The organism is Gordonia otitidis, from assembly GCF_020735545.1.
Classification (GTDB): domain Bacteria; phylum Actinomycetota; class Actinomycetes; order Mycobacteriales; family Mycobacteriaceae; genus Gordonia; species Gordonia otitidis.
In genome coordinates this window covers 497,410-522,496 of the sequence record NZ_CP085974.1, presented here as the reverse complement: position 1 = coordinate 522,496, position 25,087 = coordinate 497,410, and the positions used below count along the sequence as shown (strand labels likewise).

The window sequence follows — 25,087 nt, the reverse complement described above, 5'->3', positions numbered from 1 at the left end:
TGTCCGATTCACTGAGATCAACACGGGAGGGGAACGCATTGGCTGCGATCGTGCTGGCAGAGGTACGCACATCCTGCGAACGCGAGGCCGTGGCCGAATGGGCGTCGAACCGACATCCGGAGGCTCCCGTTCGCACGCTCGACGAGATCGACACGGACGCGCTCGACCCCGACACGACGCTGATCCCCGCGCGCGTCGTCTGGCTGCCGCCCATTCGCAAAGGCGAACGGCGGGTGTCGGTGGCAGACGTCCTCGTGCTCTCCAATCCCCGTCGCCCACCGGCTTTCCGGCAGCGGGCCATCAAGAAGCGCTCGCCCGACCGTGCCCGTGTGGTTGCCGGGGAAGCGGCAACGGTCGAGGAGCTGCGGCTCCGACACGAGCAGGCATCGGCCGAGGGAGAGGACTTCGCGGACTTCGTTGCATTGGCGGCCGCACTGTCGGCAGAGCGCGCCGAACGCCAGCTCATCGGTGACCGGTACAAGGTGCCCAAACTCGTGGCGCAACAGATAGGTTCGTCGGCGCGTTTCCAGGCCAACGCTGCGAAGCTCGCAGCAGATCTCGGTCGGCCGGTGGCAGCGATCATCTCCGACGCGATCGACAAGATGTCGACGTTCGTGGCGACGCAGAGCCCGCTGATGGATGACGTCTTCTCGACGACGTTCGGCAAACTTTACGAACGTACCTGGACGGTGTCGGTCGATCTGGACACCCTGAGCGAGCTGCGGAACCTCAACAAGTCACACGGCCTGGTCTTCCTGCCGTCACACCGGTCGTATGTCGACACGCTGGTGCTGGCGGATGCGCTGCGCCGCCACGACTTTCCACCGAACCTGGTGCTCGGCGGCAACAATCTTGCGCTGTGGCCGCTCGCGCCCATCGCGCGGCGCGCGGGTGTGATCTTCATCCGGCGCAAGTTCGGCAACGATCCCATCTACAAGTTCGCGATGCGCGCCTACCTCTCGTTCATCGTCGAGAAGCGCTTCAACCTCGAGTGGTACATCGAGGGCGGACGCAGCCGTACCGGCAAGTTGCGTCCACCGATGATGGGACTGCTCGCCTACGTCGTCGACGCCATCGAGCAACTCGACACCGCCGACGTGATGGTCGTGCCCACCTCCATCGTCTACGACCAACTGCACGAGATCTCGGCGATCGCCCGCGAGGCGGCAGGTGGCACGAAGAAGCCGGAGGACATGACCTGGCTGCTCAAATACGCCAAGGCGCAGCGGTCGTATCTCGGTGAGGCTCGCGTACGTTTCGGGGAGCCGTTCTCGTTGCGGGAGTCGATCGCCGAGCACGACCAGGACGACCCCGCGCGGCTGGAGAAGATCGCGTTCAAGGTGATGGACGAGATCAATGCCGCCACACCGATTTCGGCGACCTCGCTGGCCGGCTTCGCCTTGCTCGGGGCCGGTGACAGGGCATACACCGCAACAGAGATCGAGCACATCCTGCGGCCGTTGCTCGCCTACATCGAGCGTCGCGGGTTGCCCGGCCCGGACCCGGCGATGTGTCGGGGGCTGGGACTGAAGTCGACTCTCAAGGAACTGACCGACGCAGGCGTGCTCACTCATTTCAGTGGTGGCATCGACGACGTGTGGTCGATCGCGGGTGAGAACCATGCGGTCGCGGCGTACTACCGTAACGGCGCGATCCACCACTTCGTCGATCGCGCGATCGTCGAGGTGGCGCTGTTCGCGGCCGATCACAACGAGGTCGACGAGGACCGCGACACACGGCTGGCCGCCGCGCAGGCGGAGGCTCTGCGGATCAGGGATCTGCTCAAGTTCGAGTTCTTCTTCCCGAAGAAGAAGGAGTTCCTGCATCGGCTCGGCGCCGAGATGGACCTGATCGCACCGGAGTGGCGCCACGTCAGGCCAACGCCCGCCTGGTTGCACGACACCTTCGCGGCCATGTCGGGAGAGCTGTTCGCGCGACGCACCCTGCAACCGTTCTTCGACGCCCAGCTGGTGATGGCTCGACGACTCGTCGATCTGAACACCGAACCACGCGAGAAAGAGGAGATCATCACCGACTGCCTCGGACTCGGTAAACAGCTGGCTCTGCAGGGAGTGGTGAAGAGCAGGGACTCGGTGTCGACCGAGCTCTACGACGCCGCGTACAAGCTGGCCGACAACCGTGGACTCATCGACCCGGCCGACGGCGTCGACGTGGTCGAGGCACGCCTGCAGTGGCTCGACGAGGTGGAGGACATGCGGGACCGGTTGGCGCGGATCGCAGAGATCGAGGCCCAGCAGACGGGAGTGACGTCGGTATGAGTGCGTTGGGCGACCGTCTGGCGCAGATCCGCTCGGCGCCGCGCGGCAAACACATCGGTGCCTTCTTCGACTACGACGGCACCCTCATCGACGGGTTCTCCGCGACAGCCATTTTCGGTGCCCGGATACGCAGTATGGAATTCGGGCTCGGCGAGGTTGCCGACTTCGCGCTCATCGGTCTGCGCGGCGTCGAATCCGAACAGGACTATGCAGAGGTGCTCGAGGCCACCAAGCCGACGTTCGCAGGGAAGACCTATGAGGAGCTCCTCGCCATGGGGGACAGTCTCTTTCGGCACGAGACCGCTGCCAAGCTCCGACCCCAGATGTGGCAGATCCTCAGCGCGCACCGTGAGATGGGGCATCGGATCGTCATCGCGTCGTCGGCGACCCGATTCCAGATCGAACCCATCGCCCGGGAGATAGACGCCGACCACGCCCTGGCCACCGACGTCGAGGTGATCGACGGGATCGTCACCGGAGAGGTGCTCGGCCGGCCGCTGTGGGGTCCGGGCAAGGCGGCAGCCGTGCGCGCGCTGGCACGCGAACACGACATGGATCTCGACGCGTCGTTCGCCTACAGCGACGGCAACGAGGACATCCCCTACCTCGAGAGCGTCGGACATCCGGCCGCGGTGTCGCCGCGACGCACGCTGCGGGCCGAGGCGCAGGCCAGAGGGTGGCCGATCCTCGATCTGCGCAATCCGTCGCACAACCGCTTCGGCATGGCATTGCGTACCGGGGCGATGTACGGCTCGTTTCTCGCAGGCGCTGCGGCTGGACTCGTGGGCGGGGTTGTGCAGCGCGGGCGATTCGAGACGATCGTCCAGTCGGGTATCGCCAGCGGGAACGACGTCGGATTGTCGTTGGCCGGTGTGCATGTCGAGGTGATCGAGGGTTCCGAACACCTGACGTCGGATCGGCCGTGCGTCTTTGCCTTCAACCACCAGTCGAAGCTCGACCTGCCCGTCATGATCCATCTCGTGCAGCGCGAGGCGACCGGCGTCGCGAAGAAGGAGATTCGTTCACTACCCGTGTTCGGCCAGATACTCGATGCCGCCGGGCTGGTGTTCATCGACCGCGCGGACGCGGGCAAAGCGATCGATCAGCTCGAGCCGGCGGTCCGCAAGCTGCGCGAGGACGGCTACTCGCTCGTGGTGGCACCGGAGGGCACACGCTCACCGACGCCCCGGATCGGGAGGTTCAAGAAGGGTCCGTTCCACATCGCCATGCAGGCGGGCGTTCCGGTGGTGCCGGTGGTGCTACGTAATGTCGGCGAATTGATGTGGCGTGGTGCGCAACTCGTCGCGCCCGGCACGATCGAGGTTCGGGTGCTCCCGCCCGTCGACACGTCGGCGTGGCAGACCGAGACCATCGGCGAGCACGCCGAGGACGTACGTCAGATGTTCATCACCGCGTTGGCCGACTGGCCGGAGCCGAGTGGCGCTGCGCAACAAGAGGGTTCGCAGAACACGGGTGTTGAGCAGCAGGACGAGAAGCGCGACGACGCAGGGGAGACTGTCGGATGAGTGAGGACCAACCCCTCGAGTGGGGGACTGAGCAGCACATGAGTCCGGTCGACGCGTTGATGTGGCGCGGCGATACCGACCGACGACTACGCGGAACGATCTCCATGATCGAGATCTACGACTGCGAACCCGACTGGGACCGACTGATCGCGGCGCACGACTGGGGTAGCCGCATGGCGCCGAGGTTTCGTTCGCGCGTGGTGGATTCGCCGCTGCACACGGGGACCCCGAGCTGGGCCATCGACCCGGAGTTCGACCTCCACTACCACGTCCGCCGGATCAGACTGCCCGGCGACGGGTCGATGCGTGAACTGCTCACCACCTGCGAACAGTTGGCGATGACGGCGCTCGACCCCGCACGCCCACCGTGGGAGGGCTACCTGATCACAGGACTCGCCGACGGGAAGACAGCGTACTTCCTCAAGGCACACCATGCGCTGACTGACGGACTCGGAGCGATTCTCGCGCTCGCGCAACTTCATTCGACCTCGCGCGATCCGATCCCGGACAAGCCTCAGCCGCCGGCCCCCGCACCGACAGAACTGTCGGCGCTCGAGGTCCTCGCTCGCCAGGTCGGCCAGGAGATCAGGCGGACGCCGTATCGGGCCGGACTCGTCGTACGTGGTGCGCTCGCGTTGACCGATCCCAAACGCGCGCTGAGCAAGGTCTTGCGATACGGGCGTTCGGTACCCCGGGTAGCCGGGCTGATCAGTCCGCCCGGTTCACCGCTTCTCGCGCACCGGAGTCTCTCGTGGCGATTTCTGGCGTTCGAGGTTCCGTTCGCGGAGTTGAAGGCCGCGGCGACGTCGATGAAAGCATCGATCAACGACGTCTATCTCGGCGGACTGATCGGCGGCTTCCGTATCTATCACGAGAAGATGGGGCAGGAGGTCGACGCGATCCCGGTGGCGATCCCGATCTCGGTGCGTCGACCCGAGGACCCGGAGGGCGGCAACAGGATAGCGGTAGGCCGACTGGCGGGGCCGATGTCGATCGACGACCCCTTCGAACGGGTGTTGACGATCCGTGAGCAGGTCCGCGCGGCCCGTACCGAACCCGCCGTCGACATCTTCAACACGCTCGGATCGGTGCTGGCGTGGATGCCCGGTGAACTCCTCGGTCAGTTCAGCGGCGCAACGAGCATGAACGACCTACAGGCAAGCAACGTGCCCGGTATTCCGTGGGAGACCTTCGTCGCCGGGGCGAAGGTGGAGCGCTTGTTCCCCTTCGGCCCGTTGCCGGGCTGCGCGGTGATGGCGACCATGATCACGCACAACGCCACCGCATGCCTGGGATTGAACTGCGACGCGGCGTCGATCACCGACCCCGAGTTGTTCGCCGAATGCATCGTCGCCGGATTCGACGAGGTGCTCTCGCTCGCCGACCCTGCCGACGATGCGGCCGTGCGGGTCGGGATGCGGCGAGTGGTCTGAACGACCCCGGGGATCCGCACGAGCCGGGAGGTCTGGCGCAGACGTCCCGGCTCGTGGTGGTACCGACTAGATGTCGAGGCGGGCGTACTCGCGCAGCTTGGTGGTGCGGTGCACGGCCTCGATTCGACGGATCGTTCCCGACTTCGATCGCATGACCAGTGAGCGGGTGGTCGCCCCACCGGGACGGTAGGTGACGCCACGCAGCATGTCGCCGTTCGTGACACCGGTCGCCGCGAAGAAGCAGTTCTCGCCGCTGACCAGATCGTCGGTGCCCAGCACGCGGTCGAGGTCGTGGCCGGCGTCGATCGCCTTCTGGCGTTCTTCGTCGTTGCGCGGCCACAGCTTGCCCTGGATCTCGCCACCCATGCACTTCATCGCGACCGCGGTGATGATGCCCTCGGGGGTACCGCCGACACCCATCAGCATGTCGACGGTCGAGTAGTCACCGGCAGCGGCGATCGCGCCCGCGACGTCGCCGTCGGAGATGAGGCGGATCTTGGCGCCCGCCTTGCGGATCTCACCGATCAGATCGGCGTGACGCGGACGGTCGAGGACCACGACGGTCAGGTCGCCGACGTCGATGCCCTTGGCCTTGGCGACCGAGTTGATGTTCCACTCGACCGATTCGTCGATGTTGATGGCGCCCTTGGCTTCCGGTCCGACTGCGATCTTGTCCATGTAGAAGACGGCCGACGGGTCGTACATGGTGCCGCGTTCACTGACCGCGATGACGGCGATCGAGTTGGGGCGGCCCTCGGCCATCAGGGTTGTGCCGTCGATGGGATCGACGGCGACGTCGCACTCGGGGCCGAGCCCGTTGCCGACCTCCTCGCCGTTGAACAGCATTGGCGCCTCGTCCTTCTCGCCCTCACCGATGACCACGACGCCACGCATCGACACCGTGGAGAGGAGTTCGCGCATGGCGTCGACGGCTGCGCCGTCGCCCTTCTTCTTCTCGCCGCGACCCACCCAGCGTCCCGCGGCGAGCGCCGCTGCCTCGGTGACCCGCACCAGCTCCATGGCAAGGTTGCGGTCGGGTGCCTGGTGGTTCTCGGCTGTCATGTCTGATCGACTCCTTGACGTCAGCGATGAGGTGCGCCGACGGTGATGGGCGTCGGCGGTGATGCTCGCCCTCATCATTTCACGTCGCGCGGGAGCTGACGCACTCGCCCGGCGGCTGATCTGACGTGTCGACGCAGCGCACGCGGGTCGGGGCCTCGGTCAGAGCGGGTCGAGGATGCGTCGCAGGAACTGGCGGGTGCGGTCCTTGGCAGGGCGGGTGATCACCTCGTCGGGGCCGCCGCGCTCGACGATGACGCCGCCGTCGACGAACAACACCTGATCGGCGACCTCCTGAGCGAACCGGATCTCGTGGGTGACCACCACCATCGTCCAACTCTCCTCGGCCAGACTCTTGAGTACCTTCAGCACGTCGCCGACGAGTTCGGGGTCCAGCGCCGACGTCGGTTCGTCGAAGAGCAGCACCTGCGGGTGCAGTGCGACGGCGCGGACGATTCCCACGCGCTGCTGCTGGCCACCCGACAGCTGGTGGGGGTACTGGTCGCGCTTGTCGGCGAGCCCGACGCTCGTCAGCAACGCCTCGGCCTCGGCGACCGCCTCTGCCTTCGCGCGATGCTGCACGATGACCGGACCCTCGATCACGTTCTCGAGCACAGTCTTGTGGGGGAAGAGGTTGTAGTTCTGGAAGACCATCGCGCTCTGCGCGCGGTAGGCGGCGATGTCGGACTTCGTGTACTGCCCGCTGAAGTCGATCGTCTGTGTGCCGACGCGGATGACACCGGCGTCGGGGATGTCGAGAGCGTTGAGCGCCCGCAGGATCGTCGTCTTGCCCGACCCGGAGGGGCCGAGGATGACGGTGACGGTGCCCCGGTCGACGCTGAAGTCGATTCCGCGCAGCACGTGGTTGTCGCCGAACGACTTGGTCAGTCCGGCGACGTCGACGACGGGCCCGGGTGGGGCGTCGGGCGTAGGTCGTTCCATCGGGCCGTCGTGTGACTCGTCGTGTGGCTCGTGGTGTGGGGCGTCGGGATGCGTCGGGTCGTGGTCGGTCATCGTGTCACGAACCTCCCCAGTCGGGATTCGAGTCTGTTCTGCAGCGCGGACAGCACCAGGCACACGATCCAGTAGTAGATCGCGGCCGTGGTGTAGAGGGCGAAGAACTCGAACGTCGGAGCCGCGGCCAGCTGCGCAACGCGTAGGAGTTCGGTCACCAGGATCGTCGACGCGAGGGACGTGTCCTTGACCAGGGAGATCAACGTGTTCGACAAGCCCGGCACCGCATTGCGCGCCGCCTGCGGCAGGATGATGCGACGCATCGTCGTGCGATAGTTCATGCCGATCGTCTGCGCGGCCTCGGTCTGACCCTTCGGAACCGAGAGGATCGCACTGCGGATGATCTCGGCCGCGTACCCGCCGACGTTGAGCGAGAACGCGACGACGGCCGCGGGAAACGGCGGCACCTTGATGCCCAGTTCGGGTAGCGCGTAGAAGATGATGAAAAGCTGCACCAGCAGCGGCGTACCGCGGATGATCGAGATGTAGACACGCGCGAGCCAGTTGACCACCCGCGTGTCGGAGAGCCTCGCCAGCGCCACGACCAATGCGATCACCAGTCCGACCACGAAGCTGATCGCCGCGAGTGGGATGGTCACGGTGATCGTTGCCTTCGCCATGGGCCACAGGTTGTCGCCGATGATCTTCCAGGTGCTCCGCGGAACGGCCTGTTGGTGCCCGGCCGCCGCGCTGCCGCTCGCATCGGCTTTGAGGTACTTCTGCGAAATGCGGGAAAGTGTCCCGTCGGCGGTCAGTTCGTCGAGCGCCTTGTTGATGTCGCCGGTGATGCCGCTGTCTTTTCTGGCGGCGAATGCCTGCTCGCTCGTGTCCCCGGTCTTGGCGGCGATCTTGACACTCGTGTCGCCGGTCTCGGCGAAATAAGCGTAGACCGCGACGCTGTCGTTGACCGTCGCCTGGACGCGGCCCTGATTGAGCAGCTTGATCGCCTGGGTGAATCCCTCGACGGACTCGACGGTCGCGCCCGCGTCCTTGGCCACCTGCGCCCAGTTGCTCGTCGTCGACTGTGCGGTGGTCTTGCCCCTCAGGTCGTCGAGCGAACGGATCGAGTTGTCGTCGGCACGCGTGACGATGACCCCTTCGCTGACGGCGTACGGCTTGGAGAGGTCGTATTTCGCTTTGCGTTCCGGGGTGACCGACACCTGATTCGCGACGACGTCGAACCGGCCCGCCTCGAGGCCGGCGAAGATGGAATCCCATGGCGTGGTGACGAACTCGGTGCGCACACCCAACTTGTCGGCGACCGCGTTCGCGACGTCGACGTCATATCCCGCGAGTTGACCGGTCGTCGGATCGCGATAGCTGAAGGGTGCGTAGGTGCCCTCCGTACCGACGCGCAGCACGCCCGACGACCGGATCTCGTCCATGCCGTTGCGTTGACCGTCGGAGTTGCCGCAGGCGGCTAGGGCTCCGGCTGCGATCAGCGCGACCAGCACCGCGATGGCGACCCGTCCGCTGCGACGAACCAGCACAGTGCTGAACCCGAGACGGGACACGACGAGCTGTAGCGCGCGCATACGGAACGGTACCGCGTGGGACCGACGCTGACGTGATGCAACTGTGGCCGCGGGCACGCTCGTCGAGGGCCGCGGCACGAGGCGTCGTCGACGACTGGGATACTCGTGAGCCATGGCGAGTAAACCCCGCATCCTGACCAGCGGCAAGGACATGATCTGGACGCTGATCCCGTTGCTGGCGGTGTGCGCACTCGTCGCGATCGCCTCGGGGAATTGCTCGGTCGGGCTGACCGGCACCGCGTCGGATGACAAGACCCCCGCCTACGACGTCCGGGACGGCCTCGCCGCCGATGCCAGGATCATGCCGTTCCCGATCCGACGTCCGCCGACACCCGAGGGCTGGAAACCGAACTCCGGCAGCACGCAGGAGATAGCTAATTCGACGTCGAGCAATGTCGGATGGGTCACCGGCACCGGCGCATACCTGCAGCTCACGCAGACCAACGCGTCCGAGGATGACCTGGTCGAGAAGCTCGGTGGTGATGACGTGTCGTCGGGAACCGGTACCAAGGAGATCGGTGGCCGCACCTGGGTGGCCTATTCGACGCACGACGGCAACAAGTTCTGGATCACCGACCTCTCGGACGTGCGGATCGCAGTGATGTCGCGTGGCCCCGATTCCGAGATGCAGCAGATGGCCGAGTCCGTGCTGGCTCAGGAGCCGTTGCCGAAGACCGGTTCCTGACCACGGTGGCGCGTGTGGCGCGCCGGACAGGGTGTCACTCGCCGTCGAGATCCTCGTCGTCGGCGTCCGGATCGTCGTCCGAGTCGGTGTCTACCTCGTGCGAGAGTGCGGCCTCGATGCGGTCCCGGGCGCCGGTCAGATGTGCTTCGCACCGCGTGGCCAGTGCTTCTCCACGCTCCCAGAGAGCAAGGGATGCGTCGAGGTCGAGGCCCCCGTGCTCGAGTGTCGTGACGACCTCGATGAGCTCGTCACGAGCCTGCTCATAGCCGAGTTGCTCGACCGGAATCGGCTTGGCGGACTTGCCTTTCGCAGGGCCGGTCACGTGGTGCTCCTCTTCGTGCTGCGGTTGCCGGTGCCGTCGGCGGGATTCCTGATGCCGTCGGCGGGGTCTGTGGTGCCGTCGGCGGGTTTTTCGGTGCCGTCGGCGGGGTCTGTGGTGCCGTCGGAGACCTGTGCCAGCGCGGCGCCGTCGCCGACGCGGATGCGCAGCCGTGCTCCCGCCGGCATCTGGTCGGTCGAGGTCACCACGTGGGGTTCGCCGGTGTCGACGCGTTGGACCACGGCGTATCCGCGCGCGAGTGTCTGCGCGGGTCCGAGGGTGGACAGCCGCGCCGACAGGTGCTCGACGCGACGTTCCTCGGCATCCACCATCCGGACCACGTCGCGGCGGATGTCGCGGCGCATGCGCTCGACGTCGTCGGAGCGTCGGTCGATCATCGTGAACGGGTTTGCCAGGACCGGTCGGGCGCGCAGCCCCGAGATCACCCGTTCCTCGCGATGAACCCAGTTCCGGAGGGCGTGGGCGCTGCGTCGGCGCATCTCGGCGATCCCGGCCAGCTCGGCGGTGACGTCGGGGACCACCCGTTTCGCCGCGTCGGTGGGGGTGGCCGCCCGGACGTCGGCGACGAGGTCGAGAAGCGGGTTGTCAGGCTCGTGTCCGATGGCGCTGATCACCGGCGTCGAGCACGCCACGACGGCACGCAGGAGTGTTTCGTCGGAGAAGGGGAGTAGATCCTCGACGCTTCCCCCGCCGCGTGCGATGACGATGACGTCGACGTCGGGGTCGGCGTCGAGTTCGGCGAGGTGTGCCAGGATCCGCGGTACTGCCGTCGGACCCTGCACGGGCGCGTCACGCACCGCGAAGCTTACCTGCGACCAGCGTGCGGCCGCCACCGTCATCACATCGCGTTGCGCGGCACTGGCCCGTCCGGAGATCAGGCCCACCGTGCGCGGGAGAAACGGCAGCCGGCGCTTGAGTCGTGGATCGAGGAGACCTTCGGCGGCGAGGAGTTGTTTGAGTCGCTCGATCCGCAGCAGCAACTGGCCGATGCCGATGGGTCGAATGTCGGTGACGCGCAACGAGATCGTCCCGCGGCCCGCGTAGAAGTCGGGGCGTCCGAGCATCACCACGTGGCTGCCCTCGGTGACCGGGACCTCCGTGCGCATCAGCAGATCAGGGTTGCAGGTGACGGTGATCGAGATGTCGGCGGCCGGATCGCGCAGTGTCAGGAAAGACGTGCGCGTTCCGGGACGACGCGAGACCTGGGTGACCTGGCCCTCCACCCAGATCTGACCGAGGCGGTTGATCCACTCGGCGATCTTGCGGTTGACCGTGCGCACCGGCCACGGGTTGTCCGCATTGTTGCCTGAGTCGTTGTTGCCCGAGTCCCTGGAAGCGGAGCCCCTGGTGCCGGAATCCGCGGGGTTGCTGCCGGTCGGCGTTCCGTGCGCCGAGGTCACGAGTTGGGGGACCGCTTGTTCTGTGCCGTGATCCGGTTGTCGAGCATGGTGACGAACGGCGCGCGGTTCTTGGTGGCCGCCTCGTATGCCGCGAGGGCGGTCAGATCGTCGAGGTCGACGGCCCGGAGCTTGGCGCGCAGTTGAGCCAGGGTCAGGTTGTCGTACTCGATGAACTCGACGATCTCCGGTTTGTCGACGTCGGGGGTGCCATCGGTTGTCGGGGTGTCGCCTGCGACGAGATCTGCGGGAGCCGAGCTGTAGAGCGCGAATCGCCCCGCGTCGGCCCGCGGCGCCGTCGGCGATGCCGCGCTCGGTGATGATGCGGCGTCCGACGGACCGTCTGCGTCCGTGGCGCTCTTCGCCGGCGTGGCTTTCTTGGCCGGTGTGGCTGTCGGGGCCGCGCTCTTCGGTGTTCCACTCTTCGGTGTTCCACTCTTTGGGGCCGCACTCTCTGGTGACGCACTTTTCGGTGCGGCGCTGCTCGAGGGTGCGGATTTCTGCGTCGGGGGAGCCTTCGCGGTTGACGGAGTCGCGCGAGGCGTCGTGACCGGCGCGTCCTCGGCATCGGGGACGTCGACTTCCGCGGTCTCGATGGGGGTTCCCGGATCGATCTCGGTGAGCTCGTCCTCGTCGAAGCGGGCCCACTCGGGCTGCTCGTCCGGTTTGTCGAAGATCATGTCGAGAGCCTCGTCACCCTTGATGGCGAGTTCGGCGATCTGCTGCTGCGCGCGCATCCCCGCCTGAAGGGTCTGACTGACCGCTGTCATGGGCAGCGTGAACAGGCGTGTCGGGAGTCGGCGGGTCTCTTCGATTGCCACGACGATGAGACCTGCGGCGATACGTGCAGGATAGGGTGCGCGAACCATGACAACACTCTGCCATCTGGTCTGCGTCACACCAACCCGGAGCACGCCGGTTCGGAGGTCTCACACCACGTACCCTGGAGACCATGTCTGAATCCAAGCGTGTCCTGCTGGCCGAGCCGCGTGGTTATTGCGCGGGCGTCGACCGAGCGGTCGAGACCGTCGAACGCGCCCTGGACAAGCACGGAGCACCGGTCTACGTGCGCAAAGAGATCGTCCACAACCGACATGTCGTCGACACGCTCACCGAGCGCGGTGCGGTGTTCGTCGGCGAGACCGACGAGGTTCCCGAGGGCGCGATCGTCGTGTTCTCCGCTCACGGCGTATCTCCCGAGGTACATCGGACCGCCGCCGAGCGCAGCCTGAAGACGATCGATGCAACATGTCCGCTGGTGACCAAGGTGCATCAGGAGGCCAAGCGTTTCGCCCGCGACGACTACGACATCCTGCTGATCGGCCACGAGGGCCACGAGGAGGTCGAGGGCACCTCGGGCGAGGCGCCTGAGCACATCCAGATCGTCGACGGCCCCGACAGCGTCGACAACGTCACCGTGCGCGACGAGTCGAAGGTGATCTGGCTGTCGCAGACCACGCTCTCGGTCGACGAGACGATGGAAACCGTCCGTCGGCTCCGCGAGAAATTCCCCGAGATGGCCGATCCGCCCAGCGACGACATCTGCTACGCCACCCAGAACCGGCAGGTCGCCGTCAAGGCCATGGCGCCGCAGTGCGACCTCGTGATCGTGGTGGGCTCCAAGAACTCGTCCAACTCGGTACGCCTCGTCGAGGTGGCCGTGCAGAACGGCGCCAAGGACGGACACCTCGTCGACTACGCCCGCGAGATCGACGACGCCTGGCTCGACGGCGTCTCGACGGTCGGCGTGACCTCCGGTGCGTCCGTTCCCGAGGTGCTGGTGCGCGGGGTGCTCGACTACCTGGCCGAGCGCGGCTACGACACCGTCGAGAAGGTCAACACCGCCGAGGAGACGCTGACGTTCGCGCTGCCGCGCGAGTTGCGGCCCGCGCGGACGGCGAAGTAGCGACGCGGTTCAGTACTCGTCGGGGTCGAGGGCCCGCACCCTGCGGTGCGGCAGCGCAAGCGCGAGCACGACGAGGACCGCGGCCCCCGCGGCGCCCCCTCCGATCAGCGCGACGTTGCGCGCGCTGTGATCTGGTGCAGGTGTCGACGTCGGTGCGGCGATCGGATGAGAACCGGTGGAATCGGTGCGCGAAGCGCCGTCGAGTTCTGCGGTGAGCGCCGCGACCGGATCGATCACACCGAATCCGATGCGTGTGTCGCGGCCGGATCCCGGGGCATGTGCTGTGCTGATGACGCGGTCGATCACCGAGGCTGCGGACAGCTTCGGGTAGCGGGCCCGTATCAACGCGACGACGCCGCTGACGTAGGCGGTCGAGAAGCTGGTGCCGCGCAAGGGAACCGGACCGGACGGATCCGCGTGTGCATACACCGCACGGCCGGAGCCGTCGATACTCACGACGTCAGTGCCGGGAGCCGCGACCGAGACCCACGGACCGTTGAGGCTGAAGTCGCTCGGCGTTCCGGTACTCGCATCGACCGAACCCACGGTGAGCACATACGGCGAAAACCATGTGGGACTTGCGATCATCGACACCGAACGCCACCCGGACAGGTCGTCGCCCGCGGGTAGCGGGTTCTGGCTCGAACACGCCGAGTCGCGCGTCAAGTTGCCCGCCGCGACGATGACGACGACGTCTCGCTCGTGCGCGTACCGAACCGCTGCACCAAGCGATCGGTCGTTGAGCTTCGTCCCGGCGGCAGCGCACGCGACCTCCGAGATGTTGATGACGGTCGCGCCGAGATCGACCGCGCGTACGACGGCGTTGGCGAGTGTGCGCACCGATCCGTAGCCGCTGCCGACGTGCGGGTCGTCGGAATCACGGGAACGCTTGGCGCCGAACGCAGTACTCGACTGGCGGATGGAGATGATCGACGCATCGGGTGCCATTCCGCTGAACGCGTCGCGTGAACCGGGGGTACCCGCGATGATGCCTGCGACGAGGGTGCCGTGCGCATCGCAGTCCGACAATCCGTCGCTCGTCGACACGTAATCGCCACCCCCGGTCAACCGCGGAAGTCGAGGGTTCGGGGTGACACCGGTGTCGATGACCGCAACGCGCTGACCCGTCCCCGTGGCGAACCGCCAGAGTTCCGGCAGACGCATCATGGCGTGAGCGCCCGCGGCCGAACGGTACTCGTCAACCGCCAGGGTCTCAGCGCACAGCGTGCGCTGTTCGGTCGGCTCCGGTGGTGCGACAGGTGCCGACCTGACGAGCGCGGACGTGTCGATGACGGGAGGACTGACCGCGAGCGCGGGTGCTCCGCTCGCACATGTCATCACGGCGATGCACGTGACCATCACTCCCACAACTGAACATGTGCGTCCAGAACGCACTGTCAGAATTCCCGCGCGAGCTGGTAGAGGTCGAGGATCCAGAGCAGCAGCGGGATGACGGTGAGCAACAGTGCGTACTCGAAGAGTTCTGCGGCGCGTCGAAGGACGGGAGAGAAGTCGTACGAGGGTGCGATTCGGCCGAAGACGAACGCAGCGAGGGCCAGCGCGGTGCCGATACCGAAGCCGGCGAGTGCCCACGACGAGGGCTCGCTGACCGCCAGTGAGACCACCACCGCGATCACGGTGAGCGTGCCGCCGACGATCTGCGTCGCGGCTTGGGTGAGGTCGCTGTGCGACCGTCCGCGCAGGCACAGGACGACACCGATGACGACCGCGAAGGCGACCGGGATGGCATGAAATCCGGACAGTGGCGCAGCGGCACCGACTGCTGCCGCGCAGGTGACCGCGGTCGCCCCGCCGGTCATTCCAGTCAGATAGGCGTTGGCGAGATGTGAACGCCGTTCGAGTGCATCGACTTTCGGAAGCGCGATCGCACCGATCGCGCCGATGCCATCGATCGCGGGTGCTGGCTCGAATGCGTCCTGATCGATGGGCGCGCCAGCGGTCGGCACCGGAGGCACAGGCAGCTTGGTGAGCAGAATCGTTGCGCGCGAGGCCATGCAGACGGTCAGCAATCCGACGGTGGCGAGAATGGCGCACACCTTTTCCACGTCCAGATCGCTCACGAGTCGAGACGTGGCTGCCGCTGCGGTCAGCAGCGCGGCAGTGGTCAGGGCACTGTGCGTGATCGGTCCGACCGCCGTCACCCGATACGAGCAGACGGCAGCGAGGAGTACCAGAGTGCAGCCGAGCGCCAGATGCGCAGCACCGAAGGTGCCGGGAGGGGCGAGGAGTCCAGTGACGAACGCGAAGGGCATGGCCGCGGCCGATAGCACGGTCGCGGTGGCGGCATCGTCGAATTGCCTGGCGATGACCGCAGCTGCGGCGAGAAAAGCCAGAGCCGCCGCGCCGCCGAAAATCGCTGTCGTGCTGCCCATTCCGCCGGTTCGGGCGAGGGCGAGCGAGGCTGCGCCACCCAGGCCGGCGACCAGTGCGGCACCATAGCCCGTGTAGCGGGCAGCGGTGGGTGACCACGCGGCGAACACGGAGTCGTTCAGGCGTGCGACCGCGTCGACGACATCGTCGAACAGTACAGGTGACTCGCCGGTCTCGACCGACCGGAGCATCAACAGATCGCCATCGCGCACTCCCGACTCCGACAGCGTGCGGTTGGGTGCCAAAGGCTCGCGCCCGACGTGCGCCAACGTCCAACGGTGGTGTCGGTCCTGGATCTTCTGCGGCGGGTCGAGATCGTCGGGGTCGCGGCGGAGCGGAACGCGTGACTCGATGTGCTCGACGAGTTCGCCGATCAGCACCGCGATCGGCACGGCGGCAGGCAGCCCGACGTCGAGTTGTGCATCGCCTCCGAGGACCGACACTCGCACCAGGGCGGGTTCGATCCGAGCGGTGTCGGCGGTGCGCTGCTCGGTGGGGGAGGCGCCACCGGACACCCTCGACGTGTCCACAGATGTCATGTTTGTCCGTTCTTTCTGTGATTCGCAGCTAACATAGCGAACTACTGCGTCGGCGACCAAACAAGTCTCAACAGGTCTGGAAGCCAAGGGACGCAGTGTGTGTCCGGGTTCTGTGGGGGGATGAGTTGGTTTCGACGACGGAGGGGTTCGTGCGGCGCGCGCGCATTGCCGTCCCGCGTGCTCCCGGCGGCGAGTTGACCATCGCGGCGCCACCGGACGTGCCGCGCGTGGTCCCGGGGAACCTGTTGATGAAGTTGCTGCCCGTCGTGATGATCGTGGCGGTCATCGGCATGCTCGCGCTCATGTTCGCCACCGGCGGCCGCAACATTCTCAGCAATCCGCTGTTCATGATGTTTCCGCTGATGATGCTCATGTCGATGTTCGGCATGTTCGCCGCGGGAGGTCGGGGCGGGGGTAAACGGGCGGCAGAGCTCAACGAGGAGCGCAAAGACTACTTCCGGTATCTCGGCCAGTTGCGCGAACAGGTCCGCGACACCGTCGACAAGCAGCGGGCTGCGCTGACCTGGAGCCATCCTGACCCGCGTGCGCTGCCCGGTCTGATCGGTACGCGTCGGATGTGGGAGCGTCGGCCCTCGGACTCCGACTTCGCGCACATCCGGATCGGTGTCGGCGCACATGGTCTCGCCACGCGCCTGATGGCGCCAGAGACAGGTCCGCTCGAAGACCTCGAGCCCGTCTCGATGGTGGCATTGCGACGATTCGTGCGTACGCACTCGGTGGTGCACCGCTTGCCGACGTCGATTTCGTTGCGCGGATTCCCCGCGATCAACATCGGGGGCGTTCGTCAGCAGACCCGCGACGTGGTGCGAGCCATCGTCGCAGAACTGTGCGTGTTCCACGGGCCTGATCACCTGCGGATCGCGATCGTCACCTCCGACCCGGCAGGTGAGGCATGGGACTGGGCGAAATGGCTTCCCCACGTGGGACATCCGGATGCATTCGACGGACTGGGGCCGACGCGCATGGTGTTCGGATCACTCGCCGACCTCGAGGCATCACTGGCATCCGAGTTGCTCGACCGTGGTCGGTTCAGCAGATCCGCGCCACCTGTGTCGGGACGCTTCCACCTCGTCGTGATCATCGACGACGGGCGAGTCGTCGGCGACGAGCGGCTGATCAACGACGCCGGTACCGAACAGGTGACCGTAGTCGACCTCACGGCGCCGCCCGACGGTCTGGCTGCGCGACGCGGTCTCGACCTTGCGATACGCGGCGAAAAGGTCTGTGCGCGAAGCGCTGTGGGTGTCGAAGAGTTCGCAGACGTCGACTCGCTGACGGTCGCCGAAGCCGAGGCGATCGCCCGGAGACTGGCGCGTTACCACCTGGCCACCGCGGCGAGCATCGCCAACCTCGACTCGGAGGCCACCGCAGGTGATCCCGGCCTGCCTGCACTGCTCGGCATCGACGACGTCGCGCGCTTCGACCCCGCCGTCGAGTGGCGCGGTCGGGTGGGCAGGGATCGGTTGCGCGTTCCGATCGGCTTCCAACCCAACGGCACGCCGGTGGAGCTCGACATCAAGGAGAGCGCGCACGGTGGAACCGGACCGCACGGACTGTGCATCGGTGCAACGGGTTCGGGAAAATCGGAGTTCTTACGAACCCTCGTCGTGTCCATGTTGGCCACGCACTCTCCGGCCGAACTCAACCTCGTCCTCGTCGACTTCAAGGGTGGAGCCACTTTCCTCGGTCTCGAATCCGCGCCGCACGTCGCTGCGATCATCACCAACCTCGAACAAGAACTCGCGATGGTGGACCGGATGAAGGATGCCCTGTCCGGCGAGATGACCCGTCGACAGGAGGTACTTCGCGCTGCCGGGAACTTCGCCAATGTCGCCGAATACGAGCGTGCCCGGGCGTCGGGAGTGCGCCTGGAACCGCTGCCCGCACTGTTCATCGTCGTCGACGAATTCTCCGAACTGCTCTCACAGAAACCGGATTTCGCGGAACTGTTCGTGGCGATCGGCCGATTGGGTCGCTCACTACACATCCATCTGCTGCTCGCATCCCAGCGCTTGGAAGAGGGAAAACTCCGTGGCCTGGACAGTCACCTCTCCTACCGCATCGGGTTGAAGACGTTCTCGGCCAACGAATCCCGGTCGGTACTCGGTGTCCCCGACGCCTATCATCTGCCGAGTGTTCCGGGCTCGGCATATCTCAAATGTGACAGTGCCGAACCGATCAGGTTCAACACGTCGTACGTATCCGGGCCATATCACTCGCCGTCCGCTCACCGCGACGACCCCGACGACGGCTCGCGGCGTCCGCGCGCACGGATGAAGATGTTCACCGCACTGCCCGTCCCCCTCGACGATCTGGATGCGTCGCTGATGGCGGAGAGCGCCTCAGGCCCGGGCGGTTCGGTGCTCGATGCCGCCCTGGCGCTGCTCGACGAAGAACCACCGTCTCGCGATGGAAGTGCCGGAGTGGGCGGAGTCGCAGCCGTGGGCGTCCCGACGTTGTTGCAGACGCTCGTCGGTCGTATCGCCGGACACGGTCCTGCCGCGCACGGTGTGTGGTTGCCGCCGCTCGACGAGTCGCCGACAGTCGACGCGTTGGTCGGGAGTGACGGTGGCAAACCCTCGGCGCACGGAAATCTCGTCGTCGCCGTCGGCATCGTCGACCGCCCCTTCGATCAACGCCGCGATCTTCATCTCCTCGACGTCTCCGGCGGCGCAGGCAATGTCGCCGTCGTGGGCGGCCCGCAGTCGGGCAAGTCGACGACGCTGCGCACGTTCATCATGTCGATGGCGGCGACTCACACACCCGAGCAGGTGCAGTTCTACTGTCTCGACTTCGGCGGGGGCAGTCTCACCGGACTCGCCGGTCTCCCGCACGTCGGCACGGTCGCCTCGCGCGGTGACCTCGACGCGGTGCGCCGCACGGTCGCCGAGGTGTCGGCGATCCTGCGTCGACGCGAGTTGTTGTTCGCTCGCCTCGGGATCGAATCGGTACAGGATTTTCGAGCCCGGCGCGCGCAGTGGTTCGCCACGGGTGTGCTCGCCGACGACGACCCTCTCACGCAGGACCGTCACGGCGACGTGTTCCTGGTCTTCGATGGCGTCGGCGTGCTGCGCGGCGAGTTCGACTTCCTCGACGACCAGATCAGCACGCTTGTGTCACAGGGGCTTTCGTACGGTGTGCATGTCGTTGTCTCGGCGTCGAGGTGGGCGGAGGTCAAGCCGGCGATGCGCGACCTGATGGGCAGTCGGATCGAACTGCGCCTCGGCGACCCCGCCGACTCCACCATGGGACGACGTACGGCGGCGTCGGTACCTCAGAACAGACCCGGCCGCGGACTCACCGAGCAGGAACTACACATGCTCATCGCACTTCCGCGACTCGACGGCGTCCGCTCGGCGGAGTCGCTGCGTGCAGGGGTTGCGCAGGCCGTCGCGAGGTTGCAACACACCTACGGTGACGACCGGCAGGCGATGCCGGTCCGCAAGCTCGGCACCGAGATCAGCAGGGACCGCGTCGACGAACTGGTGGCGGCGTCGACGATCACATTGCGCCCGAACCAGGTTGCGATCGGTGTCGGAGAACTCGAGCTGGCGCCGGTGATCCTCGACTTCGGGGTGCAACCGCACTTCATGGTCTTCTCCGACGTCGAACACGGAAAGACCAACGTACTGAAGACGATCGTCAACGGTCTCGTCCGCGGATCGACCCCCGACGAGGTGAAGATCGTGCTCGTCGACTTCAGACGGACGATGCTCGGCATCATCGAAGGTGACCACCTCGCCGGGTATGCGAGTTCGACCGAGAGCGCGGGATCGATGATGACCCAGCTGGCCGGCTACTTCCGCGATCGTCTCCCGCCCGACGACCTGACGGTGCAGCAGCTCAAAGATCGCAGTTGGTGGTCTGGTCCAGACGTGTACGTGGTCATCGACGACTACGACATGGTGGCGACCGGCGCACGGCATCCCATCGAGCCGCTGGTCGAGATGGCCTCGCACGCGCGTGACATCGGACTGCACATCGTCCTCGCACGGCGGTCCGGGGGCGTCGGGCGGGCCATGTTCGATCCGATGATCGCGCGATTGAAGGACCTGTCCAGCGACGTCCTGCTCATGAGCGGCGACCGAGACGAGGGGTACATCGTCGGGCGGTCGCGGATGCAACAGCTCGTGCCGGGCCGCGGCGAACTCATCTCACGAATCCGGCCACAGGAGATGATCCAGGTGGCACTCGAGCCAGGCGCATGAGCATCGGACCGACGGCGACACCGTCACACTCGGTGCCGGCGTCACACTCAGCAACGCAGACGCCGGTCGTCGTCGACCTGGCGTATGGCGACGTGGTCGTCGACGCTGCTGGTCGACGCGAGCGGTTCGACGTCACCTACCTCCTCGATCACATCGACTCGACGTTCGTCACCGTCGATGACGTGCCGCGACCTGCCGAGGAGGTCTGGCGCGAGGCGTTGCGGGCGGTCGTGCGTCACGCCGGCCCCGCGCCGCTTGTGATCGGCCACCCGAGCACCTGGGGCTCGGTGCGGCGCGGGGTCCTCGCCCGCGCAGCTGCCGCGGCGGGGGTGCCCGTCACCCTGCTGCCGCGCGCCGTGCTCGTCGCGCGTAGTCACAGCGACACCGTGATGGGCAATTGTGTGGTGGTGGAGACAACGCATCGACCGTGTTACCCGGGCACGACGCCGGGAGCGTGGGACGTGCAGCGGATGCTCCGGACGTCGACGGGCTGGATGGTGGAACGTAGCGGTGTCCTGACTCTGGGCGAGGACGCGGAGATGGGGGAGCAGATCGTCGCACTCATCGACGACTCGGTGGAGGCGGTCTTCGTCGACGGTGCCGACCCTGCGGAGGTGCAGAACGCGATCGAGCAGATCTGCGTGTACGCCGTCGCCGGGCGCGTGGTCGCGGTCGATCGGAGTCTGCTGCGTCGCCACGGCGCACGCACCACCGTCGTGGCCCCGCTACCCGACGTGGTGGTGTCGGCGTCGCCGGACCCGACTGCGAGGCCGTCGTGGCTGCGGCGGCACCGGGTGTCTGTGGCCGCCGCTGCGGCGATCGTGACGGGCCTCGCGGTGCTCGGCGTCGTCGGATGGCGACACGACGGGTCGGCTGGGACCGTGTATCGCGACGCGGCGGTGGGCAGAACGACGTTGTCGGCGCCTGCCTCGTGGCGGGAGAGCCCGCTGCCCGTGCCCGGTGACCCCGACGACCGCGGCACGAGCAGGACGCGCACGGTGTTCACCGATCCCGCGAACGGTGGTCGGATTCTGCTGGTACAGAGTGACGTGCGGCCTGCCTCGACACTGGAGTCCGTCGCGCGCAGTCTGGGTAATCGCATCACCCAGCGAGGCGACGAGGTGGTTAGCGAGTTCTCCGCGTCCACGACCTTCGGCGGCCGCGAGGTGATCGCATACCGGGAAGCGCCCGCGTCCGGATCGGCGATCCGCTGGTACGTCCTGGTAGACGACGACCTCCAGGTCAGCGTCGGCTGTCAGGCCGGTTCGACGGGAGAACCCGTCGACGCCGAATGCGCTCGGGCCGTGTCGACGGTCCAGATCGCCGAGGAGTAGTGGTTTTGACCCTGACCTGCGCTGTCGCGTACTCTGGATCGCTGGTGCGCGGCACCTGTCTTTCTCATGGAAGCAGGTAGCAGAGCCCCCGGGTCCCCACTGGTCGCCGGGAACACGCTCCGCCTGCGCCCCTGACCAGCACCATCGAACAAGAGTTGAGGACCACCTGTGCCTACTTACACCCCGAAGGCCGGTGACATCACACGTACGTGGCATGTCATCGACGCCAGCGACGTGGTGCTCGGCCGGCTGGCCGTGCAGAGCGCCAACCTGCTCCGCGGCAAGCACAAGCCGACCTACGCACCCCACATGGACGGTGGCGATTTCGTCATCATCATCAACGCCGAGAAGGTTGCGCTGACCAGCAACAAGGCTGACCGCAAGCTGAACTACCGGCACTCCGGGCATCCGGGTGGCCTCAAGGTGCAGACCACCGCCGAGCTGCTCGAATCGCACCCCGAGCGGGTCGTCGAGAAGGCGATCACGGGAATGCTGCCCCACACCAAGCTCGGCCGCGCCATGGCCTCGAAGCTCAAGGTGTACGCAGGCCCGAACCATCCCCACGCGGCCCAGCGCCCCGTCCCCTTCGAGATCAAGCAGGTGGCCCAGTGAGCAACGAGAACATCAGCGACGAAGCTGTGGAGAACGCGGTGGAGAATGCCGCTGCCGCCCAGGCCGCTGCCGGTGACGACACCGCCGCCGCCGAGGGAGCTGTCGAAGCCGCCGTGGAGGCCGCAGTCGAGCTCGAGCAGGCCGCAGACGACTACGACACCGAGGCACCCGCTGCCGCCGAGGTCACCATCGATCGTGGCCCCGTGGTCATCGACCGTCCGATCCAGACCGTCGGCCGCCGCAAGGAGGCCGTCGTTCGCGTTCGCATGATGCCCGGTTCGGGTGGGTTCACCCTCAACGGCCGCAGCCTCGAGGAGTACTTCCCCAACAAGGTCCACCAGCAGCTCATCAAGGCTCCGCTGGTGACCGTCGAGCGCACCGAGTCGTTCGACATCTTCGCCAAGCTCGTCGGCGGTGGCCCCTCGGGCCAGGCCGGTGCGCTGCGGCTCGCCATTGCCCGTGCCCTCATCGAGGTCACCCCTGAGGACCGCCCGGCACTGAAGAAGGCAGGCTTCCTCACGCGCGACCCGCGTGCGGTCGAGCGCAAGAAGTACGGCCTGAAGAAGGCCCGCAAGGCGTCGCAGTACTCCAAGCGCTGACTTGGCACGCCTTTTCGGTACCGACGGCGTCCGAGGCCTGGCCAACGATCAACTCACACCCGAGTTGGCGTTGCGCCTGGCCTCGGCCGCCGCGGTCGTTCTCGGACAACTTTCCACACCGCGCGACGACGCACGCGGCACCCGGCCCCAGGTGGTCGTCGGCCGCGACCCGCGCGCATCCAGCGAGATGCTCGAGGCCGCTGTCTGTGCGGGCCTGGCTGCCGTCGGAGCCGACGCCATCCGTGTCGGCGTACTGCCGACGCCCGCGGTCGCATTCCTGACCGGCGACTACGACGCCACGTTCGGCGTCATGATCTCCGCGTCGCACAACCCGATGCCCGACAACGGCATCAAATTCTTCGGCGCGGGCGGACACAAACTCGACGACGAGGTCGAAGACCGGATCGAAGCCGTGATTACCTCCGGCGACGTCCCGCATCCGACAGGCGCAGGCGTCGGCCGACTTCGGGACGCCCCGGACGCCGCTGCGCGCTACGGCGCGCACCTCGCCGCAGCGATCGACGCGCGACTCGACGGCCTCAACGTCGTGGTCGACTGCGCCAACGGCGCAGCGGCACAGGTGGGTCCGCACGTGTTCAGCGCCGCGGGCGCGAACGTCACCACCATCCATGCCGAACCCGACGGCATCAACATCAACGCCGACTGCGGCTCCACACACATGGAGAAACTGCAGGCAGCCGTCCTCGAGCACGGCGCCGACCTCGGCATCGCGTTCGACGGCGACGCCGACAGATGTCTCGCGGTCGATTCGACGGGGCAGCTCGTCGACGGAGACGCCATCATGGCGATCCTGGCCACCGCGCTGCACGCCCGTGGCCGGCTCGTCGACGACGTGCTCGTCGCGACGGTGATGAGCAACCTCGGTCTGCACATCGCGATGCGCGAAGCGGGAATCGAAGTGCGCACCACCGCCGTCGGTGATCGCTACGTGCTGGAGGAGCTGCGTCGCGGGGGCTATTCACTCGGCGGTGAGCAGTCCGGCCACATCGTTTACCCAGACGCGGGAACCACCGGCGACGGCATCCTCACCGGCCTGCTGCTCATGGAGCAGATCGTCAGGTCGGGCAGGCGACTGGCCGACCTCGCGTCGATCGTCACCGTGTTGCCGCAGGAGCTCATCAACGTCCGCGTCGCCGACAAGCACGCCGTCGCGATCGCGGAGTCGGTGCGTGACGCCGTCGACGCAGCCGAGCAGGAGCTGGGATCGACCGGTCGAGTCCTGTTGCGGCCCTCGGGAACCGAGCAGTTGGTGCGGGTCATGGTGGAGGCGCCGACCCCGGAACTCGCGCACGGGGTGGCTGCTCGCATCGCGGGCGTCGTCGCCGACGCCGGGGCTGCGGGATGAGTTCGCCACCCAAGGCGGTCCTGTTCGACTTCTCCGGCACGTTGTTCCGGTTCACCGACAGGCCCGAGTGGTTCGCCGATCTGCACGACGAGAACGGCCAACCGCTGCACCTCGACCATCAGATGGAACTGATCCGACGGATGACCCAGCCCGTCGGGCTGCCGGCCGCCGTCGAGGATGACGATCGGATCTCCTGGGAGAGAAGGGATCTCGATCCCGCTGAGCATCGTCGTGCCTACCTCGCGATCCTGCGTGCGTCCGGACTCACGGTTCCCGGGCAGGCGGAGTCGCTCTACGAGCGCGTGCTCGATCCGGCGTCGTGGGAGCCGTTCGACGACACCGAGGCCGTCTTGCGTGGCCTGCGTTCGGCGGGGGTTCCGGTCGGCGTCGTCAGCAACATCGCCTTCGACGTCCGCAAGGTTCTCGAGCGTGTCGGCCTACGTGATCTGGTCGGGTCGTACGCGCTGTCGTACGAGGTCGGTGCGATCAAACCAAACCCCCGTATCTTCCACGCGGCCCTCGACGAACTCGGGGTCGCCGGGTACGACGCGCTCATGATCGGCGACAGCCAGGAAGCCGACGGCGGCGCGACGAGGATCGGCTGCGCTTTCGAGCTGGTCCATGACGTCCCGCCTACCGATCGGCCCACGGCGCTCCTCGATGCCGTTGCACGCCATGGCATCGCGCTGCCGTGACCGCGGCCCGCGGCCGAGCGACACATCGAGACGTCGAGTGCGGAATTCTCGACGAACATGGAACCCACAGCACTTGCTCAGCGTCTAGACTTCAACGCCACACGTAGAGTGCCGTAGACCGGACATCCCGACGACGGAACACCGAGGC

19 protein-coding genes are annotated in these 25,087 nt (G+C 66.8%); 11 read left to right on the top strand and 8 right to left on the bottom strand.

Features of this window, described 5'->3' with window-relative positions:
- The first annotated feature begins 38 nt into the window (after nucleotides 1-38).
- The 3 genes from LK459_RS02295 to LK459_RS02285 are packed head-to-tail and all read left to right on the top strand — an operon-like array spanning nucleotide 39 to nucleotide 5,238.
- The gene (locus LK459_RS02295; RefSeq protein ID WP_227921524.1) at nucleotides 39-2,279 is read left to right on the top strand and encodes a glycerol-3-phosphate 1-O-acyltransferase; all 2,241 of its coding nucleotides are present in this window, start codon (nucleotides 39-41) and stop codon (nucleotides 2,277-2,279) included.
- Entirely contained in the window at nucleotides 2,276-3,805 is a 1,530-nt protein-coding gene (locus LK459_RS02290) for an HAD-IB family hydrolase (protein WP_227921523.1), read from the top strand. Before LK459_RS02295 ends, LK459_RS02290 begins: the two co-directional genes overlap by 4 nt.
- Nucleotides 3,802-5,238, top strand: a complete 1,437-nt coding sequence (locus tag LK459_RS02285) for a wax ester/triacylglycerol synthase domain-containing protein (RefSeq protein ID WP_227921522.1) — start codon at nucleotides 3,802-3,804, stop codon at nucleotides 5,236-5,238. The genes LK459_RS02290 and LK459_RS02285 overlap by 4 nt, the downstream gene beginning before the upstream one ends.
- 66 nt (nucleotides 5,239-5,304) lie before the next feature.
- Here the strand turns inward: LK459_RS02285 and glpX are convergent, their stop codons facing one another.
- From glpX to LK459_RS02270, 3 genes are all read right to left on the bottom strand, one after another.
- Nucleotides 5,305-6,300: a class II fructose-bisphosphatase gene (glpX, locus tag LK459_RS02280; RefSeq protein WP_007239496.1), complete on the bottom strand. Its 996-nt coding sequence runs from the start codon at nucleotides 6,298-6,300 to the stop codon at nucleotides 5,305-5,307.
- 159 nt (nucleotides 6,301-6,459) lie between these two features.
- Nucleotides 6,460-7,239, bottom strand: a complete 780-nt coding sequence (locus tag LK459_RS02275) for an amino acid ABC transporter ATP-binding protein (protein WP_227923539.1) — start codon at nucleotides 7,237-7,239, stop codon at nucleotides 6,460-6,462.
- Nucleotides 7,240-7,307: 68 nt separating this feature from the next.
- Nucleotides 7,308-8,846 carry an ABC transporter permease subunit gene (locus LK459_RS02270; RefSeq protein WP_227923538.1) on the bottom strand — a complete coding sequence of 513 codons (1,539 nt, stop codon included), beginning with the start codon at nucleotides 8,844-8,846 and terminating at the stop codon, nucleotides 7,308-7,310.
- 112 nt (nucleotides 8,847-8,958) lie between these two features.
- Between LK459_RS02270 and LK459_RS02265 the strand changes: the two genes are divergently transcribed.
- Nucleotides 8,959-9,531 carry a DUF4245 domain-containing protein gene (locus LK459_RS02265; RefSeq protein ID WP_007239499.1) on the top strand — a complete coding sequence of 191 codons (573 nt, stop codon included), beginning with the start codon at nucleotides 8,959-8,961 and terminating at the stop codon, nucleotides 9,529-9,531.
- 34 nt (nucleotides 9,532-9,565) lie between these two features.
- Here the strand turns inward: LK459_RS02265 and LK459_RS02260 are convergent, their stop codons facing one another.
- The 3 genes from LK459_RS02260 to LK459_RS02250 are packed head-to-tail and all read right to left on the bottom strand — an operon-like array spanning nucleotide 9,566 to nucleotide 12,137.
- On the bottom strand, nucleotides 9,566-9,853 hold the full coding sequence (locus tag LK459_RS02260) for an exodeoxyribonuclease VII small subunit (RefSeq protein WP_227921521.1): 288 nt from the start codon (nucleotides 9,851-9,853) through the stop codon (nucleotides 9,566-9,568).
- Entirely contained in the window at nucleotides 9,850-11,271 is a 1,422-nt protein-coding gene (gene xseA, locus LK459_RS02255) for an exodeoxyribonuclease VII large subunit (RefSeq protein WP_407648703.1), read from the bottom strand. The genes LK459_RS02260 and xseA overlap by 4 nt, the downstream gene beginning before the upstream one ends.
- Nucleotides 11,268-12,137 (bottom strand): lipid droplet-associated protein, encoded by an 870-nt coding sequence (locus LK459_RS02250; RefSeq protein ID WP_227921520.1) that lies wholly within the window; start codon nucleotides 12,135-12,137, stop codon nucleotides 11,268-11,270. The genes xseA and LK459_RS02250 overlap by 4 nt, the downstream gene beginning before the upstream one ends.
- Before the next feature lie 83 nt (nucleotides 12,138-12,220).
- Between LK459_RS02250 and LK459_RS02245 the strand changes: the two genes are divergently transcribed.
- Nucleotides 12,221-13,174 (top strand): 4-hydroxy-3-methylbut-2-enyl diphosphate reductase, encoded by a 954-nt coding sequence (locus LK459_RS02245; RefSeq protein ID WP_227921519.1) that lies wholly within the window; start codon nucleotides 12,221-12,223, stop codon nucleotides 13,172-13,174.
- 9 nt (nucleotides 13,175-13,183) lie between these two features.
- On the opposite strand, the gene mycP is transcribed toward LK459_RS02245, so the two are convergent.
- Both mycP and eccD read right to left on the bottom strand, forming a co-directional pair.
- Nucleotides 13,184-14,533 (bottom strand): type VII secretion-associated serine protease mycosin, encoded by a 1,350-nt coding sequence (gene mycP, locus LK459_RS02240; protein ID WP_227921517.1) that lies wholly within the window; start codon nucleotides 14,531-14,533, stop codon nucleotides 13,184-13,186.
- 38 nt (nucleotides 14,534-14,571) lie between these two features.
- Entirely contained in the window at nucleotides 14,572-16,104 is a 1,533-nt protein-coding gene (eccD, locus tag LK459_RS02235) for a type VII secretion integral membrane protein EccD (protein ID WP_227921516.1), read from the bottom strand.
- A 125-nt stretch (nucleotides 16,105-16,229) separates the two neighbouring features.
- Between eccD and eccCa the strand changes: the two genes are divergently transcribed.
- The 6 genes from eccCa (at nucleotide 16,230) to LK459_RS02205 (ending at nucleotide 24,939) form a co-directional block, all read left to right on the top strand.
- The gene (eccCa, locus tag LK459_RS02230; RefSeq protein WP_227921515.1) at nucleotides 16,230-20,333 is read left to right on the top strand and encodes a type VII secretion protein EccCa; all 4,104 of its coding nucleotides are present in this window, start codon (nucleotides 16,230-16,232) and stop codon (nucleotides 20,331-20,333) included.
- Nucleotides 20,330-21,667: a type VII secretion-associated protein gene (locus LK459_RS02225; RefSeq protein ID WP_227921513.1), complete on the top strand. Its 1,338-nt coding sequence runs from the start codon at nucleotides 20,330-20,332 to the stop codon at nucleotides 21,665-21,667. Before eccCa ends, LK459_RS02225 begins: the two co-directional genes overlap by 4 nt.
- 168 nt (nucleotides 21,668-21,835) lie before the next feature.
- A complete protein-coding gene (gene rplM / locus LK459_RS02220; RefSeq protein WP_227921512.1) occupies nucleotides 21,836-22,279 on the top strand; it encodes a 50S ribosomal protein L13 in 444 nt (147 codons plus the stop codon).
- Entirely contained in the window at nucleotides 22,276-22,878 is a 603-nt protein-coding gene (gene rpsI, locus LK459_RS02215; RefSeq protein ID WP_007239505.1) for a 30S ribosomal protein S9, read from the top strand. Before rplM ends, rpsI begins: the two co-directional genes overlap by 4 nt.
- Before the next feature lies 1 nt (nucleotide 22,879).
- Entirely contained in the window at nucleotides 22,880-24,244 is a 1,365-nt protein-coding gene (gene glmM, locus LK459_RS02210; protein ID WP_227921510.1) for a phosphoglucosamine mutase, read from the top strand.
- Complete coding sequence (locus tag LK459_RS02205; RefSeq protein WP_227921509.1) at nucleotides 24,241-24,939, top strand: HAD family hydrolase; 699 nt, start codon at nucleotides 24,241-24,243, stop codon at nucleotides 24,937-24,939. The genes glmM and LK459_RS02205 overlap by 4 nt, the downstream gene beginning before the upstream one ends.
- Nucleotides 24,940-25,087: the final 148 nt, after the last annotated feature.

Coding starts and splice junctions, on each gene's coding strand:
- LK459_RS02290 (WP_227921523.1), top strand. CDS start 2,276: ATGAGTGCGTTGGGCGACCGTCTGGCGCAGATCCGCTCGGCGCCGCGC.
- LK459_RS02285 (WP_227921522.1), top strand. CDS start 3,802: ATGAGTGAGGACCAACCCCTCGAGTGGGGGACTGAGCAGCACATGAGT.
- eccD (WP_227921516.1), bottom strand. CDS start 16,104: ATGACATCTGTGGACACGTCGAGGGTGTCCGGTGGCGCCTCCCCCACC.
- mycP (WP_227921517.1), bottom strand. CDS start 14,533: ATGGTCACGTGCATCGCCGTGATGACATGTGCGAGCGGAGCACCCGCG.
- LK459_RS02225 (WP_227921513.1), top strand. CDS start 20,330: ATGAGCATCGGACCGACGGCGACACCGTCACACTCGGTGCCGGCGTCA.
- glpX (WP_007239496.1), bottom strand. CDS start 6,300: ATGACAGCCGAGAACCACCAGGCACCCGACCGCAACCTTGCCATGGAG.
- LK459_RS02270 (WP_227923538.1), bottom strand. CDS start 8,846: ATGCGCGCGCTACAGCTCGTCGTGTCCCGTCTCGGGTTCAGCACTGTG.
- LK459_RS02250 (WP_227921520.1), bottom strand. CDS start 12,137: ATGGTTCGCGCACCCTATCCTGCACGTATCGCCGCAGGTCTCATCGTC.
- LK459_RS02265 (WP_007239499.1), top strand. CDS start 8,959: ATGGCGAGTAAACCCCGCATCCTGACCAGCGGCAAGGACATGATCTGG.
- LK459_RS02205 (WP_227921509.1), top strand. CDS start 24,241: ATGAGTTCGCCACCCAAGGCGGTCCTGTTCGACTTCTCCGGCACGTTG.
- LK459_RS02275 (WP_227923539.1), bottom strand. CDS start 7,239: ATGGAACGACCTACGCCCGACGCCCCACCCGGGCCCGTCGTCGACGTC.
- LK459_RS02245 (WP_227921519.1), top strand. CDS start 12,221: ATGTCTGAATCCAAGCGTGTCCTGCTGGCCGAGCCGCGTGGTTATTGC.